We start from the raw sequence: 16592 nt of genomic DNA, 5'->3' as shown, positions 1-16592 counted from the left end.
ATTTATTACGTTAGTTACTATACCAACTGGTCGGTAAAGTTTCAACAATCTGTCACATAAAAAGAGCCGAGTAATGTGCTATACACTACTCGGCTCTAAGGCTATAGGAATTTTAATTTTTTTCTTTGATATATTCTTTTAAGCGATTAAGTACTTCTTCACGCATATCTTCATCAATGGCACTAATCCCAAATATTTCTGATAACCATAAGCCATCCACAGCTAAGCGAATAATTGTGGCATCCGCTTTATCTAAGCCATCTTGTTCGATATGTTGTTGCCAATCTTGATAAGACTCTCTTAAAGGTACAAGTAAATTTCTATTAGAGCCTTGAGCAGCTAACATTCCAGACGTGATAGGCGCATTTTCTGTTCGGTGTTCTCGTGTCGCTTCAATAAATGCATTTAGCCATTGACCTTTTATCTCTTGATCTTGATTGATATGTTGATTGACATTATATTTATATAATTCATTAGCATAATTCACTAATTCTTGTATTAAACCATCTTTAGACTTAAAGTGGTATAATAAACCACCTTTACTAACGCCGGCTTTCTTAGCCACGGCATCTAATGTTAAATAATCTGCGCCTTGCTCATTAACAATTGACGCGGCACATTCTAATAAATATTGTTTTTTTGAAGTTCTTGCCAATTTTCCACCAACTTCCTAAATACGCTATATTACTTTGATGTATTTATAGTTATAGTTATCCAACCATTTTTATATTAAACCTTTTTTAGAAAATGTAGAACAACTAATTTTTATTAAATTACTTTTAAACTAGACATAAAGCGTCTAACCCCATTTTTTATAATAGAGTCATATTCATAATATATAAAGGGGTTTTTATTGATGAAAAAAGTAGGTATTTTAGCAACTAGTGCTTTTGCAGGAACAGGCTTTGAAGGAAATCAAGCTCACGCTTCAGAATATAGTGATAGTAGTGTGACATTGGCTACTCCACAGGAATGGCAAAAAACACATGATGCTTTATTACAAGCACGCTTAAAAGGCGGAGCTGGAGAAGGCGGTGGCTTTGGTAGTGTTAGTAGTTACCAAAGTTCTTATGCAGAATATGTTAACTATTTAGTAAAATTAAAAGAAGAGTACCCTGATACTTATCCTACTCCAGTTATTCCAACTGAAGGAAAAGCATTTTTAAACACACAATCTACATCAGAGTCTAATAATCAACAAGCAAATGCTAATATTGCTTCTAATGCTCAATCATCACAAGATAACTCAACTATAACTTCTCAAACTTCTCAAGATGCTAACCATTCATCTAACGAAACTACATCAACTAAAGCTTTACCAGAAACAGGTAAAACTTCAAACAGTGGATTAGTAACAACTATCGCGGCTGTATTATTGGCAACAGGTTCATTCTTAGTATTCCGTAGAAAATCTACTACAAAGTAATGAATATAATAAAACCCCCAGGCTCATTTAGAGTGCTGGGGGTCTAATTTTTAGTTATTGTTATTCAATTGGTTCCAAATTCATGATTGCGCCAAAGTTTTGTTGGGCATTAGTAAACGTAATAAATGCTACAAGTTCTACGATTTCTTGGTCTGTTAATCCTTCTTTAAGCACTTCAATAATATTGTTTGGAATTTGATCACCCATTTTAATAAATACCTCGGTAAAGCCAATGCAAATAGAAGATTTTTCATCTTTTAAACTGCCGGTAGGTTGACCTTTTGCTTTACAGTATTTACATCCATTTTTCTGCGCCAACATTCTTCGTATTTCTTCTTTCAATTCTTTACTTAAAGCGCCATCGTTCTCTAATAAATCACTAAGTTGTGTCCATGAAGTCATTAATTCAGGCTGATGACCTAATAATTTTTGAAATGGTGTACTTCCATTATTTGATGGTTGAATGATTGTCATAATTTCTCCTCTATTTATACTAATGCGTTTTTTATTTTTTGTAGACCTTTTTTCATAATTTCTCGTGGAATGGCAATGTTTATTCTGACGTGACCTTCTGCATTATGAACAAATTGTTCTTCACCTTCAATAATGACACCTGCATGCTTAATAAAATATTTAGCTATAGGTTCGTCGATTTTTTTCTTATCAATGTAATAACTTAAGTCTACCCATGCTAGGTAAGTTGCTTCTGGTATTTTAAATTTTGCATGTGGAAGTTCATTTTCCAAGAATTCTGCTAAATATTTAAAATTGTCATCTAAATAATGATTCATTGCTTCCAACCAGTCTTCGCCCTTTTCATAAGCAGCTTGTGTTGCAACGATGCTCAAAGGATTCTCCGTACTAAAGTGACGTAACTTCCATGTCTTTAGTAATCTTTTATTAGGAATGATAATGTTTGAGAACATAAGACCTGCGATGTTGAACGCTTTACTTTGAGACATTGTGGTAATAATCTTATCGTAAACTGGCACAGCCCTAGCAAATGGAATGTGCGTTTGACCAGCGCGTTTAATATCACAGTGAATCTCATCTGAAATGACCCACACATCATTGTCTTGCATAATTTTTCCTAATTGTTGTAACTCATCTTCTGACCATACTCTACCTGTTGGGTTATGTGGATTAGCAAAGATACACAGTTTTATATTTTCTGTTTCTACTTTTTTACAGACATCTTCATAGTCGATTTCATAATATCCATTGTTATTAATAAGTGGTAAATAAACAGGCAACACATTATTTTTGTCGCATGCCATTTTGAATGGCCCATAACTTGGCGTAAGGATTAAGGCTTTGTCATCCTCGTCGCAAATATAATTTACTAATTCTATGAGGCCAGCCACAATGCCGTGAGAGAAGACGAGTTGTTCTTGAGGAAAAGTATAACCAAAACGTCGTTCAGTCCACGAAACGAAAGCTTCATAATACTCTGAGCCAAAAATATTAGTATAGCCTAGAATTTTTTTATCTAATCTATCACGTATAGCATCTAAAACTACCTCTGGTGTGGCAAAGTCCATATCTGCAACCCACATGCGAATCAATTCATCATTATCTGCTATATCTGAAACGTCAGCATCTCCAAATAAATAACCTTTGTAACCTTCCACATTCATAGCATTGGTATAGCGACGCTCTATAACTTCATCAAAATTGTAATTCAAAGTATCCCCTCCTGAAATTTATTTTCTTAATTATCATTTTAATACTTATTATTTTTAAATTCACTTTTTTAAAAAAGAGCATTATAGCCACCTATTTAAAAAAGCTATTTCCCCAAATACTGAGAAAATAGCTTTTTAGACTCTACTAAGCTAGGCCATCAATAACATAAGTGACGCCTAGTACTGCGAATGTGAAGGCAATCATTAATGATACGAAGATCATACCCATCATTGGATTAAATAGTAAGAGAATTCCTAAAATAAGACCTAGTATATTGACAATAATAGATAAAAATCGTAAGCGATTTTGATGAGAGATTGTAAATAAACCAATAGTTGAACTTACAATAAACCATGCTGCGAACATGAAGACGAAGAATTCAGAACTTGCGCCTACGTTAAACATTACTAATAACCCAAAAATGATATCGATAATACCAATAATAATGATTAAACCTGTACCGCCTCCAGCTAACGCTTTCGTCGCGCGTCTGAATAACAGTTGGATGATACCGTTAATAAAAATAAATAAACCGATTAACCAAGTTAATGTATAAAAGTTCTTTACAGGATAGCTAAATATAATAATTGCTACTATAAGGAGCAACGTTCCCATAATCAAACTTGACCATTTCAATTTGCCGTTGTTTTGTGACAATATAATAACTCCTTCCAACTAACAAAAACAATAACTTAAGTATAGTCAAGTTATAACTTGGTAACAATAAATAATACTTAAATATTAAAGTGATATATTTTATAATGCATCAATATCATCTTTAGTGGAACTTCGGTATAGATTCGTCACCCCTGTTTTTTCTAGTGCTTTTACAATATAATATCCAAATGCACCTGACAAAAATGTTCCACTTAGAATTCTAATCGTGTACAGCAAAATTATATTCCAAGTTGCTAACTCTCCCAAATAATTGAATAACCAATCAACTGGTATAGTAAATATTCCAGCAGTTGCACCAGCTAACATAGCCACTGCTAGTTTAGTAGATTTATATTTAAAAATTAAAAATATAATTTCACATGCCAAGCCTTGAGCTAAACTATGTAATAATATAGACATATTGATATCACCTGATAAAATTGTCTCCCCAGCTCCTGCAGCTAATTCTGCTAATAAAGCTACACCAGGTTTGCGAATTATTAGAAATGCTACAACCGCAGCGATAAACCAAAGTCCATAGGCTATTTGATCTAAGTGTAGTCCTAAAGGCTTTAACGCTGCCACAGTTAATCCTACACCTTTATAAATTAATCCAAAAATAAAACTAATTAAAACAGTAACTAATATGTCTGCCAGACTTAACTTTTTCAACGTTTTCTTACTCCTTTACACAATTGTGCAGAGAATAGTACATAAAAAAACACAAACTTATCTAACTAGATAGTTTGCGCATATAAAAAAGTATATATTTTTATTATTGATATATACTTCCCTACGCTAGTGCTAACTAGTTCAGGTTCGAAGGGTTTGGATTGCTCCATCTCAGTTTAAAAACACCCCTAGTACTTATATCTGCCTTAATTTAAATATAGTTTTCTTTTATTTTTTTGTCAAAAATTAGTTTTGATATTTAATTCACATTTCAATATAATATTAATAAGACTAAAATTATATATCACTATGGGTGCTATTTGCTGAGAGAAGTTGATAACTTCAACCATTGAACCTGATATGGCTAAAACCAACGTAGGAAAGTGATTTTAGATAGATAATATCCACTAAAGCAGGGAGCACTATAATTGTGTCTCTCTGTTTTTATATTATAAAGGAGTAGATATAAATGACCTTTGATCAAATCAAACAGTATATTTATCAATTTATTGAATATGGAAGCTCAAATGATTTCCCTACAGTTGCTTTAAAGCTATTTGAGTTTCAATATAATGAAAACCATGACTATCAAAAATTTTGCTTATCTCAAGGTAAAACGCCTCAGACAGTTAACGATTGGAAAGATATTCCAGCTGTACCAATTAATGCTTTCAAACATGCAACATTTAGTGCTATACCACCTAAAGAAGCTCAATTTGTCTATATGACTAGTGGTACTACTAGCGGAATTAAAGGTAAGAATTACCATAAAGATTTAGATGTTTATGATTTAGCTATGACTTCCTTTTTCAAAAAAATGTTCCTTTCAGATTGTAGTAAAATTGAAATGGCTATATTATTCCCTACTCCTCAAGAATTACCGAATTCTTCATTAGCTCATTACCTTGAAGTTGCAAAGTCAACATTTGGAACGGTAAATAGTGCTACTTATATAGATAAAAATGGAATTCAATATTCTGAACTCATTAAAGCTTTAAGACAATCTGAAGCACATAAAACTCCGTTTGCTTTACTAGGAGCGAGTTACAGCATTGTTCACTTAATAGAATATCTAGAAGAGCATAATTTAGCTTTTAAATTACCTGTAGGTAGCCGAGTATTAGATACTGGAGGTTACAAAAATCGCTCAAAAGAGCTACCTCAACAAGAATTTTACGATAAAGTATCAAATCTATTTAATATTCCAAAAGATATGTGTATTAATATGTATGGCGTCACTGAGTTAAGTACTCAATTTTATGACAAAGGAAATGAAACCTCTCCATCAATTAAATTCGCACCTCATTGGTGTCGAAGTCGTGTGGTTAACCCTATGACCATGGAAGATGTTGCTTATAATGAAAAAGGTATTTTAATCCATTATGATTTAGCAAACTATAATTCTGTTGCAACAATAATGATGGAAGATGTTGGAGAGCCTACTCAAGAAGGGTTTATTTTACATGGAAGAACTGAAGGAGCATTAGCAAAAGGTTGCTCATTAGCTGTTGAAGAATTTTTAAATTCTAAAAATTAAGGAGATACATATGAAGCTAAAAGTAGGACATGTTCCTTTTATAGACAGTCACGAATTAAGCTATAAAGAAATCAAATTTCAGAATTATACTGCTTTAGTACCTGATTTGACTAAAGCTCAATTAGAATTCGTTTGTTCTAAAATAAAAGAAAATAGAATAAATTTACAAAATTATTCAACTACTAAAATTATTAATTTAATTGATACAGCTATTCATATTTTTTTAGATTCACAGTCTAAATGGCGAAAAAGTATTGATGAAATAATACCTCAAATTACTGGCTATAGTTCAGAAATTCTTAAAGTAGGATTTACTAAATACTTAACTACTTTCAGAAAATATGAACTTCAGCAGTTCATATCAGAAGATTTTTATAATCCTAATATTTTAGAGCAATTTGTTCCTAATCATAAAGGGGGATTCTCAAAGGCCATTGCGCCAGATATTATCACTCACATATGGTCCGGTAATGTTCCAGGCCTTCCTTTATGGAGTCTAATCAGCAGCTTAATAGTTAAGTCTGGAAGTATTTGTAAGTTACCTAAGTCTGAGCCTTTTATTGCTAGCTGGTTTGTTCAACTTTTAACTGAAATCGACCCAATTATTGGAAATAGTATAGCAATTATTTATTGGCCTGGAGGCAATACTGAACTAGAAGATATTGCCATCAATCATTCAGATATCATAATGGGATATGGAAATAATGAGATTTTAAATAAAATTTCTAAACGTATTCCTATTACTAAAAAGTTTCTTAGTTATGGCGAAAAAGTAGGTTTAGCTATAGTAAGCCCCGAAGCTTTAAAATCTAATAAAGTTCAAAAGAACGCTAAAAACTTAGCTTTAGAAATAATGCGATACGATCAACAAGGATGCTATTCTCCACAAATGATATTTGTACAAAAGAGTGCTCAAATTAGTCCTAAAAATTTTGCTCAAATGGTGAGTAGCGCCCTACAACAATTAGAGAAACAATATCCTTTACGTCCACTCTCTTTAGAAGAGAGTATAGAACGTGCTCAAAGAATTAAAGAAATTGAGACACAATCAATTTTTGAGGACAATTTAAAATTATACAAAAATCAAAAATCCTCATGGGTAGTAGTTTATCAAGAAAATCACCTCTTTTACCCTACCCCTTTAAATCGTTTTATTCGAATCATGCCATTTAATTGCATAAATGAATTAGTACAATTAATAACTCCTTATAGAAAATACATACAAACTATAGGGATAGCAGGTTCTAAAGAAACAGTATTTGATTGGTGTGAAAAGCTATCTTGTACTGGAGTCAGTCGTTTTACTAGTCTTAAATCAATGACTCTACCTGAAGAAGGATGGCATCACGATGGCGGTTTTAATCTAAAAGATTTAGTTTCTTATGTAGATATTGAACAAGATTTATTAAGTGACAGTGAAAACTATGTAGAATATGAAATTTAGTGAATGAAGGATTGAATTTAATGAATCATTTTCAAAATAAAGTTATTTTAATTACTGGTGGAAGTAGAGGCATTGGTCGTGCAATTTCGTTAGCATTCGCAAAAGAAAAAGCAACAGTCATAATTAATTACAAAACAAATAATAGTGCTGCAAGCCAGACAGTTCAGGAGTGCAAAAATCTTGGAGCTAATGTCGAAGTTATAAAAACTGACATTAGTAACAAAGATGAAGTTCAAGATATGGTTGAATGCATAATTAAAAAGTATGGTAAAATTTCTTGTTTAGTTAATAACGCATTTGCTCCATTCAAATTTGATGCTGAAAATCGCCTAATGGCAGATGAAGTTTCTTGGGAGGAATATGATTCACAATTTCAAGGTGCTATTAAATACGCTCATAATACTATTCAATGTTGTCTGCCTTATCTTAAAGAAGAAGTTGATAGCTCGATTATTAATGTTACAAGTAATTTAACTAAGCGCCCTATTATTCCATATCATCAATATAATGTTGCTAAATCAGCATTAGAAAGTTTTACTAAAAATCTAGCAATGGACCTAGGCAGATATAACATTCGAGTCAATTGTATAGCCCCTGGTTTAGTTTATCCAACTAATGGAACACATCATACGAAAGAAAGGCTAAAAGAAGATATAATAACTCAAACTCCCTTAGGAAGAATCGCCACTCCAGAAGATATTGCAGGTCCGACTCTATTTTTAGCATCACCATGGAGCCAGTTTATGACTGGACAAGTTTTATACGTTGATGGCGGTTTTACCATTTAATTTAATTTTATAATCACACATAACTCCAGTTTTTTAAGTTTTTAAATAGGGTAGATAGAAAAATATAAAAAATTAGGAGGCTAATTTATGAGTACAAAAAGAGCGTTAGTTGTAGTTACAAGTGTTTCGAAATATCCAGATATGAATCGTCCAACTGGTTTATGGTTTGGCGAAGTGGTACATTTCGCAGATGTACTATATAAAAATGGATATAAAGTACATTATATTAGTCCTGAAGGGGGCTACACAGCAATTGACCCACAAAGTTTACAAGAAGATATGATGACAGATTTAGACTGGAAATATTATCAAGATAAAGATTTCATGACACGTCTTGGTCATACTGTGACACCAGACGCAGTTAAAGCTGAAAATTACGATATTATTTATTATGCTGGTGGACATGGTACGATTTGGGACTTTAAAGATAATGAAGATTTACAAAAATTAACACAAGAAATTTATGAAAGTAATGGTATTGTTTCTTCTGTTTGCCATGGCGCTATCGGCTTACTAAACGTTAAAGACAGCGAAGGACGCAATATTATTGATGGCAAAACAGTCACAGGTTTCTCTAATAGTGAAGAACAAGAAGTTGGCTTAGCTGATAAAGTGCCTTATTTAACTGAAGATGAACTTAAAAACCGTGGTGCCAATTACGAACAAGGTGACAATTGGACTGAATTTGCAGTAGCAGATGGTCGTATTATTACAGGTCAAAACCCACAATCTGGTAAAGCTGTAGCTGAAAAATTCTTAGAATCGCAAAAATAATATTTAAGACTGCCAGCATAGTCAAAATATAAATATATGCCTACTTAAAATGAATGTTTCTTTTATTTTAAGTAGGCATTTTTGCTATTTATTTTCTATAATCTAATTACTTTTCAATAAAAAAGGTAGCTAAAGCTTCACTATTGCGAAGCTCCGCTACCCTTTTTATTATTATACAATTTATATTGTTTCAAACATTTTATTCTTCAACTTTTGTAATATCTTCTAATATTAATTCTGAAGCGATTAAGCCACGATATTTAGCCCAACGTTCACGGTTAACTTCGTGTACGCGATTGTTTTTAACCGCTTCTACTTGTTTCCAAGCATCAGATTCTTTAAGATTGTCATAATCTGTTTGATTGTCATTGTCTACCATGATAAAGATACGTTCTGGGTTAAAGCTTGAAAGTTTATCTGTTTCAACTTTTAAGTAGTCAGCACCCATGTAATCTGGCAATTGATTTTCATCATTTTCAGAAATAGAACTATTAAAGCCAACTTTATTTAAGAATTGACCTACATAAGAATCAGATGCATGTACATATAAGCCTTCTTTAGTTGGTACTGCTGCGATTGTTGTTTTATCTTTATCGATTGTTACATCTTTACTTAAATCTTCAACTTTAGAATTGTGTTGTTCTACAACTTCACGACCTTTGTCGTCTTCTGATGCAATTTCAGCAATTTGTTTGAACACTTCAACACTTTCTTCATAATTTGCGTCAAAGCTTTCTAATAATACTGTTGGCGCAATTTGGTTTAATTGATCGAAGATTTTTTCGTGTCTATTTTTATCCGCTAAGATGATTTGAGGTTCTGCTTTTTTAATAGCTTCAGTGTCTGGTTCTAAACGTGTACCTACTGAAGTATAGTTACCAATTGAATCTTTAATTGATGAATCTAAATTATTTGCGTCATTGTCGTCTGCGATACCAGTTACGTTAATATTTAATTTCGCTAATGCTTCTACAAATGAATATTCTAAAGCGACTGCTGATTCGATTGTATCTGGAACTTTTACTGTAACGCCATTTGTTTGAATTTCTTTAGTCATAATTAAAAATCCCTCCGATTGAGAATACTTATCATTTCTCTTACATTATTTATTATTTACGTTATGGATATTTTTAAACATGATTTATACATAAAAATAATTTTTCGCAATAAAAAACGGTTAACTTACAAGCGTTAACCGTTATATAGCTTTCATTATTATTTCAAATTCTTTGGTACATTTTTATATGTCCATTTACGCCACAACATTTCTAATGGACCTTGGCGATGGTGTGCTAGCCACCAATATGTTAATAGAGTGAACACTACTAGAATAGGTATGCCAATATAAATCGCTTGTAATGGCGTAGGATGTGGATAAGGGAATACAAAAGATAAGAATAAATCTAAGACAATCATTTGAACTAAGAAGTTAGTAAATGCTGTTTTTCCTAATTTTTCAAAAGGTGTCATAACACGTTGAACACTTTCTCTATCAGTAATAAATAGTAGAAGAATAAAGTAAATTATACTTTGGAAAGGCGTTACCCCTAAAAACATAATATCAACGTGATTACTTTGAGGTAACCATATTATTATCGCTATATATGCTACAAGGAGTATTATTGAGACCCATAATGTATAGCGTGCTTTAGGTAGTAAAAATAAAAACATCAGAATAAAACCATATATAGCATATTCCGCGTATGGCAATATTAAGATTAATCCTGGAACGCCTACTACAAATAAGAAGATGAGACGGCGAAACATTAATTTAATGGGGGATAAATCTTTTTTACGTGCATTATTCATGAATATGCCCATGCCGATACCAAACAATAATGTAAATAGCGTAATAAAACGCATGTCTATAAACATCGCAAAGAATTGTTTAATAAAGTGATCTATTTGTGTGAAATGGGGTCGTTTCTCTCCTTCCACAATAGGCATAATTTCTCTTACATTGGCAAAGAGAACAATTGCAATCGCAAGTCCTCGAATAATATCTAACCCGATAATACGTTTTTGATTCATAAAAATAACCTCCTTACCTTTTATGGTAGGAGGTTAGAGATCTAGGCGCATTTATCTAATCTTACATTTGAAAGCCGCTTCTTTCACTTTTGAAAGTTATACTTTTTAAGTTTACTTAAATAAATGCATTGTATTTTGGCTAAAGATGTCTTTCTTTTCATTCTCACTAAAAGCATTAGTAGATTCAATATCTTGAATCATTTTAGCTATCCAATGATTAGGGGCATAGTGGGCATCAGATCCAAAGACGATATGTGGAGTAGTCGTTACTTCTTTTAAACTTGAAAAGGTCGATGAACCAGTAGATAAGCCTATATCATAGTAAAAATGACTCATATATTCAGAAGCCGTCTTCGTTAATGTCTTACTTGGTTGCAACCCATTACGGTACAAATTGAACATTTTCGCATATCTGACAGGATGCTTGATAACTTCTTTGACAATTTCAGTTTTTCCATTATTCATGAATGATTTAAGTCTCTTTTTAGGATCTTGAATAATATATTTTTGAGTTTCTAAGGTATTATGAACACGCCACTGGATATAAGGTAATGTTCCTCCTGCATGTGCAAGTATAAATTTAATATTAGGATAACGTTCTAACGTCCCACTAAATATTAAATTTGTTGCTGCGCGTGTGGTGTTAAATGTAAATTCTTGAATAAAATCTGCCACGACGTATTGCGGTGGTTTGAAGTCAGCTGAATTAGAACTTGGATGAATAAATACCTTCGCATGACGTTCATTTAACGTTGCCATCACCTTTTCAAAAGCATCATTGCCTAAAAATTCTGTTCCATAATTAGAGAATAACCCAACACCATCTAATCCTAAGACATCAAGCGCGTATTCAATTTCTTTAATTGTTTCTTTTACATAAGGCATTGGCACTAAAGCGAAACTTTTAAACCTATCGGGATAGTCTTTCTTTAACTGTGCTTGGTATTCATTCACTTGACGCGCTACCTTAGCTGCTTTCTTCTTTTTAAATGGTATGGTCGCTGGTTCAGAAATTGACGTGTAACCTACATCAATATTTAATTCATCCATCATATTAATACTATCTTGAGGCTCCCACTTCCTAATCGGAAAGCCACCAGCCGTTGTTACGCCTATTGATTTTAATGCATCTCTATACACTTTCGGAATAATATGGTGATGAATATCTATAATTTGACGCTCATTTCCCATAAATTTAACCCTCTTCCGTCTTTTATATTCAAAAAATCGGGCAATGTCGTGATACTCATTTGCCCGATTTTAATTAACCCTATTATAACTTTCTTACTTTACTTATTAAATTGTCATAAATTATTTATCTAAAAAGCCGTTTGGATAAACCATCACTTTCAAGGCGTCACCTTTACTAGTACGTGTTAATTCCATCGCTTGTTTAGTATCATCAAGCTCGAATTGATGTGTGAATAATGAATCAATGTCTGCATCTGTTGTGCTTAAAATTTGAATACCTTGTGGGTACGTATTCGCATATCTAAATACACCGACAATGTTAATTTCATGATTTGCGATAAATGGCACGTTAATTTCGTTCATGTCTTCTTGAGGTAAACCAACGATTGCTAATGTACCGCCATCTTTTAATGAATCTAACGCGTTCCTTAAAGCGATTGGGTTACCTGCAGTTTCAATCGCATAGTTAACGCCTTTACCATCAGTTAATTCATTAATACGTTCTAATACGTCTTCATTTTTAATGTTAATTGCTGTCGTTGCGCCTAGACGTTTTGCAGCTTCTAAACGATTGTCTTCTAAGTCTGAAACGATGATGTTTGTAGCGCCATATGCTTTCGCAGCTACGACTGCCATTAAGCCTACAGGACCCATTCCCATAATTACTACTGTTGAACCTGGTTTAATATCGGCACGTTTACATGCTTGTAAACCTACTGAGAATGGTTCAACTAACGTTGCTTGTTCATATGTAACTGAGTCAGGTAGATGATAAATGAAATCTGCTGGATGACTTACATATTCACAGAATGCGCCATCGTATGGTGGTGTCGCCATAAATTCCATATGTGGACATAAGTTATATTTACCTGATTTACAGTATTCACATTCACGACAAGGTTCACCTGGTTCGATAGCTACACGATCGCCTACTTTAAAGTCTGTTACTTCATCCCCAACTTGAGCGACCATACCTGCACATTCGTGACCTAAAACGATTGGTTTTTCAACTACGAATTCCCCTACACGGCCATGCGCATAATAATGAACGTCTGAACCACAAACGCCTACTGCCATCATTTTGATTAAGACATCTTTAGGTCCGATTGACGGTATGTCTCTTTCAATAATTTCAATATCATAAGGTTCATGCATTAATGCAACTTTCATTTTTTCTGGAATTGATTCACTCATTTTAAACATCCTCCTAAGTTTATGTATCTCTCCTTTATTTTTCCATTGAAAATGGTTTGTGTAAACGATTTCACAAATATTTTGATAGTAATTTTAAACAAAAATAATTAAATCACAACATTTTTTCGGGTAATAAAAATATACTAATCTTTAAAATAATGATTATCTTAATCTCTACCTACCATTTGTAGCTGCCATAAGTGATAATACTCTCCTTTTAGTTGTATTAATTCTTCATGTGTCCCACTTTCTTTAACCTCTCCATCCTTAAGTGCATATATTCTATCAGCGTTTTTGATTGTGCTCAATTTATGAGAGATGATAACCACTGTCTTCCCTTTCATAGTTAGTTCATCTATATTTGAAATAATTTTATGTTCTGTTAAGCTATCTAACGCACTGGTAGCCTCGTCAAAAATATTAATATCTGAATTTTTTAAAAAATTACGTGCTAAGGATAGACGTTGTGCTTGACCACCTGATAAATTAGCTCCCTCTTTTTCTAACATAGTATTAAAATGATCAGGCAGTTTTTGTATGAATGATTGTGCTTCTGCTAAACGACACGCTTCAAACATTTCCTTATCAGTTTTAAATTTATTACTGCCATACAATAAATTATTTTTTATTGTATCTGCGAATAGAAATGTAGATTGAGATACGTAACCAATGTGTTCACGTAAGTTAGCGAGGCTGATAGAATGTAGAGGTTGGTTATCTATCGTTATTTGACCTTCAAAATCCTTATAGTATCCATTTAATAATTTTCCAATAGTAGATTTACCACTTCCACTTTCCCCTACAATAGCTACCTTCTCTCCTTTAGAAATATTTATATTAATATTTTTTAACACTTGACTTCTAAAACCATATTGAAAGCTAACATTTTTCATACTAATATGATTTTCAAAATGAAATTCTTTTTTTGAGGAATTAAGCATTTGTTCTGTTTCTAAATCTGTTATTTCAGCAATTCGTCTTGCTGATACAAAGGAAGATTGCAATGATGGTTGAATATTGATTAAACGTTCAATTGGATCTAAATAATAAATAGTCAATGCATTAAATGCTAGTAAACTACCTAGAGTCATTTGATTATTCATAACTAAATAACTTCCAATCCATAAAATAATAAGACTAATCGTTAACTTTAAAAAGTTATTAATAGTTAACTGTGTATTAGAAAACCTTCCCAGTTTAAGCAAATTTTCAATTAATAATTTAAATTTTGTCGTTCCTTGATTAAAACGTTCATCTTCTGCTTGATAACTTTTAATCGTTGCATTGCCATCAAAAGACTCTAATAAATATGAACTTAAGTCTGCGTTATATTCTGCTACTTTTTGATTATATTTTTCAAAAGGTTTTCGTAAAACATAGCTACAAATAATAAATACAGGAATAAAGATAACAGTTATTAATAGTAACAATGGACTCTGCATATATAATAAAATAGCGCCAATAATAATCATTAATGTATCGACAAGCAATGTTACCGTTGAAGAAGATAGCGCTTCGCGTATTTTAGAGGTATCCATAAATCTTTGAAGAATTTCTCCTGATTTACGTGTATCATAAAAGTTCATCGGTAAATGAAGCACGTGATAAAAATAATCCTTCATTAAGTTAAGGTCTATTTTCAAGCTTAAACGTAAAATCAATTGATATCTAAAATAATTTATTAAAGCATTAACCATATATAACATTAAAATTCCTAAACTAACTAAATGTAAATGTTTCAAGATGTTAGATGGGATTATATCATCTGTTAACAGTTTAAAATACATCGCCCCTAAAATTCCGATGACATTAATAAATATGGACATTAATGCTACTAAAAGAAGTTTGCTATAATTCTTCTTGAAAATATCAACGAAAATTTTGAGATACGATGGTGATTCATCTTCTTTTGTAAATGTAGCCATCTTTTCGGTTAGTACTACAACATTAGTCCACATATATTGAAACTCTTGAGAAGACAATTTATATTTTCCTTTAGCTGGATCAACAATATGAAGGGTATCCTTTTTAATATGTTCGATTATTATAAAATGATCATAACCTTGATGATTAACGATGTGAGCTATAATCGGTAACTCTACCGTATGCAAATCATTAAACGATTCAGCTTGAACTCCCGTTAATTTAATACCTATTTGTTCTCCAGCTTTGACTAATCCATATAGATTTGTTCCTAATTTATCTGTTTTAGCGTATTCTCTAAGCCTTGGTATTGAAACACGTTTGCCATAATACTGAGAAATCATTGCTAAACAAGCAGGTCCGCAATCTTTTTCATCATATTGGTGAATATATTTAACTCCCATAATCTTAATTCCTCTCATTCAAGATGAACAATATCTTTTTAATATCTATCTTTATCGTACCTACTATTTTTTAACATTCATTTAATTCATTATTTGGATAATGTTAAAAAATAATTTATATTTAATTACTTAATGTAGAACAAATTCAGTAAAAAATAATTTTTAAAGGCTTAAATCTGACTTTTCTTCGAGTTAACTACTTATTTACATTCTCACGTTACAATGCAGTTGAAAGTTGATAAAGGAGGTGTAACAAAATGAAAGAATTAAACAACGCTGAATTAGAACGCATTAATGGTGGTGCATGTGCTCCAGATGGTGAAGATTCATTCATGTGTGATGTTGGTCAAAAAGCACATGAAATTTGGGATTCAGTAAGAGGTAATAACTAAATTTAATTTTAAAAAATATGACACTTTATTTTCATTATTACTAAAATGGAGGGCGCTTATATTGAAAACATTAGATATTGAAAAATTAAAAGATATTAACGGCGGTGGCATTATTAACATTGGCGCCGATGTGAGAGAATTAGGTCAAATGGGAAATAACGCTTGGAAAGATATTAAATCAGGTTGGCAAGGTAATCACGAAGAAGGCTAAACTAGTTTTAATTTAATCTTTAATTATATTTTCTAAAAACTGGAGGACTTTTCATATGAAAAAGTTAAATAACTCTGAACTTAAAGTAATCAATGGTGGCAAAGATTCTTTCATTGATATTAGTGGAGATATAAGAGAAATAGGCCAAATGATTAACAATGGCTGGAAAGATGTTAAAGACGGTTGGAATGGCAACCACGAAGAAGGATAAAAATAAAATATGAACGGATGAAACAAAATGAAAAAACTTAATATAGATATG

At 32.1% G+C, this 16592-nt stretch carries 18 protein-coding genes and 2 riboswitches; of the genes, 8 read left to right on the top strand and 10 right to left on the bottom strand.

Going from position 1 to position 16592, the window contains the following annotated elements:
* Positions 1–112 precede the first annotated feature (112 nt).
* Entirely contained in the window at positions 113–655 is a 543-nt protein-coding gene (locus E2558_RS08340; protein WP_126564725.1) for a TetR/AcrR family transcriptional regulator, read from the bottom strand.
* A 201-nt stretch (positions 656–856) separates the two neighbouring features.
* On the opposite strand from E2558_RS08340, the gene E2558_RS08335 reads away from it, so the two are divergent.
* Positions 857–1426, top strand: a complete 570-nt coding sequence (locus E2558_RS08335) for an LPXTG cell wall anchor domain-containing protein (protein WP_126564726.1) — start codon at positions 857–859, stop codon at positions 1424–1426.
* A 60-nt stretch (positions 1427–1486) separates the two neighbouring features.
* Here the strand turns inward: E2558_RS08335 and E2558_RS08330 are convergent, their stop codons facing one another.
* From E2558_RS08330 to E2558_RS08315, 4 genes are all read right to left on the bottom strand, one after another.
* Complete coding sequence (locus E2558_RS08330; RefSeq protein ID WP_126564727.1) at positions 1487–1900, bottom strand: carboxymuconolactone decarboxylase family protein; 414 nt, start codon at positions 1898–1900, stop codon at positions 1487–1489.
* Positions 1901–1914: 14 nt separating this feature from the next.
* Positions 1915–3111, bottom strand: coding sequence for a 3M3SH-releasing C-S lyase (locus E2558_RS08325; protein ID WP_126564728.1), 1197 nt, complete (start codon positions 3109–3111; stop codon positions 1915–1917).
* A 145-nt stretch (positions 3112–3256) separates the two neighbouring features.
* The gene (locus E2558_RS08320) at positions 3257–3769 is read right to left on the bottom strand and encodes a DUF308 domain-containing protein (protein WP_126564729.1); all 513 of its coding nucleotides are present in this window, start codon (positions 3767–3769) and stop codon (positions 3257–3259) included.
* Positions 3770–3868: 99 nt separating this feature from the next.
* Positions 3869–4441, bottom strand: a complete 573-nt coding sequence (locus E2558_RS08315; RefSeq protein ID WP_126564730.1) for an ECF transporter S component — start codon at positions 4439–4441, stop codon at positions 3869–3871.
* Positions 4442–4542: 101 nt separating this feature from the next.
* Positions 4543–4641, bottom strand: a riboswitch (TPP riboswitch).
* A 99-nt stretch (positions 4642–4740) separates the two neighbouring features.
* A riboswitch (TPP riboswitch) is annotated at positions 4741–4840 on the top strand.
* A gap of 70 nt (positions 4841–4910) precedes the next feature.
* Here E2558_RS08315 and E2558_RS08310 point away from each other — a divergent pair.
* The 4 genes from E2558_RS08310 (at position 4911) to E2558_RS08295 (ending at position 8984) form a co-directional block, all read left to right on the top strand.
* The gene (locus tag E2558_RS08310; RefSeq protein ID WP_126564731.1) at positions 4911–5978 is read left to right on the top strand and encodes a LuxE/PaaK family acyltransferase; all 1068 of its coding nucleotides are present in this window, start codon (positions 4911–4913) and stop codon (positions 5976–5978) included.
* A gap of 10 nt (positions 5979–5988) precedes the next feature.
* Positions 5989–7422 carry an acyl-CoA reductase gene (locus E2558_RS08305; RefSeq protein WP_126564732.1) on the top strand — a complete coding sequence of 478 codons (1434 nt, stop codon included), beginning with the start codon at positions 5989–5991 and terminating at the stop codon, positions 7420–7422.
* 20 nt (positions 7423–7442) lie between these two features.
* Positions 7443–8210, top strand: coding sequence for an SDR family oxidoreductase (locus E2558_RS08300; protein ID WP_126564733.1), 768 nt, complete (start codon positions 7443–7445; stop codon positions 8208–8210).
* A gap of 87 nt (positions 8211–8297) precedes the next feature.
* Complete coding sequence (locus E2558_RS08295) at positions 8298–8984, top strand: type 1 glutamine amidotransferase domain-containing protein (RefSeq protein WP_126564734.1); 687 nt, start codon at positions 8298–8300, stop codon at positions 8982–8984.
* A 199-nt stretch (positions 8985–9183) separates the two neighbouring features.
* Here E2558_RS08295 and E2558_RS08290 read toward each other — a convergent pair whose 3' ends face one another.
* The 5 genes from E2558_RS08290 to E2558_RS08270 all read right to left on the bottom strand — a co-directional run bounded on the left by E2558_RS08290 (position 9184) and on the right by E2558_RS08270 (position 15727).
* Complete coding sequence (locus E2558_RS08290; protein ID WP_126564735.1) at positions 9184–10041, bottom strand: ABC transporter substrate-binding protein; 858 nt, start codon at positions 10039–10041, stop codon at positions 9184–9186.
* A 158-nt stretch (positions 10042–10199) separates the two neighbouring features.
* Positions 10200–11015, bottom strand: coding sequence for a DUF418 domain-containing protein (locus tag E2558_RS08285; protein WP_126564736.1), 816 nt, complete (start codon positions 11013–11015; stop codon positions 10200–10202).
* A gap of 111 nt (positions 11016–11126) precedes the next feature.
* The gene (locus E2558_RS08280; RefSeq protein WP_126564737.1) at positions 11127–12206 is read right to left on the bottom strand and encodes an amidohydrolase family protein; all 1080 of its coding nucleotides are present in this window, start codon (positions 12204–12206) and stop codon (positions 11127–11129) included.
* A gap of 120 nt (positions 12207–12326) precedes the next feature.
* Positions 12327–13400: an NAD(P)-dependent alcohol dehydrogenase gene (locus E2558_RS08275; protein WP_126564738.1), complete on the bottom strand. Its 1074-nt coding sequence runs from the start codon at positions 13398–13400 to the stop codon at positions 12327–12329.
* 167 nt (positions 13401–13567) lie between these two features.
* Complete coding sequence (locus E2558_RS08270) at positions 13568–15727, bottom strand: peptidase domain-containing ABC transporter (RefSeq protein WP_126564739.1); 2160 nt, start codon at positions 15725–15727, stop codon at positions 13568–13570.
* 257 nt (positions 15728–15984) lie between these two features.
* Between E2558_RS08270 and E2558_RS08265 the strand changes: the two genes are divergently transcribed.
* The 3 genes from E2558_RS08265 (at position 15985) to E2558_RS08260 (ending at position 16541) form a co-directional block, all read left to right on the top strand.
* Positions 15985–16119, top strand: a complete 135-nt coding sequence (locus E2558_RS08265; protein ID WP_126564740.1) for a bacteriocin — start codon at positions 15985–15987, stop codon at positions 16117–16119.
* Positions 16120–16180: 61 nt separating this feature from the next.
* Complete coding sequence (locus E2558_RS12355; RefSeq protein ID WP_168210228.1) at positions 16181–16330, top strand: hypothetical protein; 150 nt, start codon at positions 16181–16183, stop codon at positions 16328–16330.
* Positions 16331–16385: 55 nt separating this feature from the next.
* Positions 16386–16541, top strand: a complete 156-nt coding sequence (locus E2558_RS08260; RefSeq protein WP_126564741.1) for a bacteriocin-type signal sequence — start codon at positions 16386–16388, stop codon at positions 16539–16541.
* The last annotated feature ends 51 nt before the right edge of the window (positions 16542–16592 follow it).

The sequence above is a fragment of the Staphylococcus pragensis genome, assembly GCF_004785665.1.
Lineage (GTDB): Bacteria > Bacillota > Bacilli > Staphylococcales > Staphylococcaceae > Staphylococcus > Staphylococcus pragensis.
Note: the sequence above shows the minus strand (reverse complement) of the source record. Positions and strands in the feature narration are given on the sequence as shown.

Excerpts from the sequence above, each read along its gene's own strand:
- E2558_RS08335 (WP_126564726.1), top strand. The coding sequence starts at position 857 with ATGAAAAAAGTAGGTATTTTAGCAACTAGTGCTTTTGCAGGAACAGGC.
- E2558_RS08330 (WP_126564727.1), bottom strand. The coding sequence starts at position 1,900 with ATGACAATCATTCAACCATCAAATAATGGAAGTACACCATTTCAAAAA.
- E2558_RS08310 (WP_126564731.1), top strand. The coding sequence starts at position 4,911 with ATGACCTTTGATCAAATCAAACAGTATATTTATCAATTTATTGAATAT.
- E2558_RS08305 (WP_126564732.1), top strand. The coding sequence starts at position 5,989 with ATGAAGCTAAAAGTAGGACATGTTCCTTTTATAGACAGTCACGAATTA.
- E2558_RS08300 (WP_126564733.1), top strand. The coding sequence starts at position 7,443 with ATGAATCATTTTCAAAATAAAGTTATTTTAATTACTGGTGGAAGTAGA.
- E2558_RS08295 (WP_126564734.1), top strand. The coding sequence starts at position 8,298 with ATGAGTACAAAAAGAGCGTTAGTTGTAGTTACAAGTGTTTCGAAATAT.
- E2558_RS08290 (WP_126564735.1), bottom strand. The coding sequence starts at position 10,041 with ATGACTAAAGAAATTCAAACAAATGGCGTTACAGTAAAAGTTCCAGAT.
- E2558_RS08285 (WP_126564736.1), bottom strand. The coding sequence starts at position 11,015 with ATGAATCAAAAACGTATTATCGGGTTAGATATTATTCGAGGACTTGCG.
- E2558_RS08280 (WP_126564737.1), bottom strand. The coding sequence starts at position 12,206 with ATGGGAAATGAGCGTCAAATTATAGATATTCATCACCATATTATTCCG.
- E2558_RS08275 (WP_126564738.1), bottom strand. The coding sequence starts at position 13,400 with ATGAGTGAATCAATTCCAGAAAAAATGAAAGTTGCATTAATGCATGAA.
- E2558_RS08270 (WP_126564739.1), bottom strand. The coding sequence starts at position 15,727 with ATGGGAGTTAAATATATTCACCAATATGATGAAAAAGATTGCGGACCT.
- E2558_RS08265 (WP_126564740.1), top strand. The coding sequence starts at position 15,985 with ATGAAAGAATTAAACAACGCTGAATTAGAACGCATTAATGGTGGTGCA.
- E2558_RS08260 (WP_126564741.1), top strand. The coding sequence starts at position 16,386 with ATGAAAAAGTTAAATAACTCTGAACTTAAAGTAATCAATGGTGGCAAA.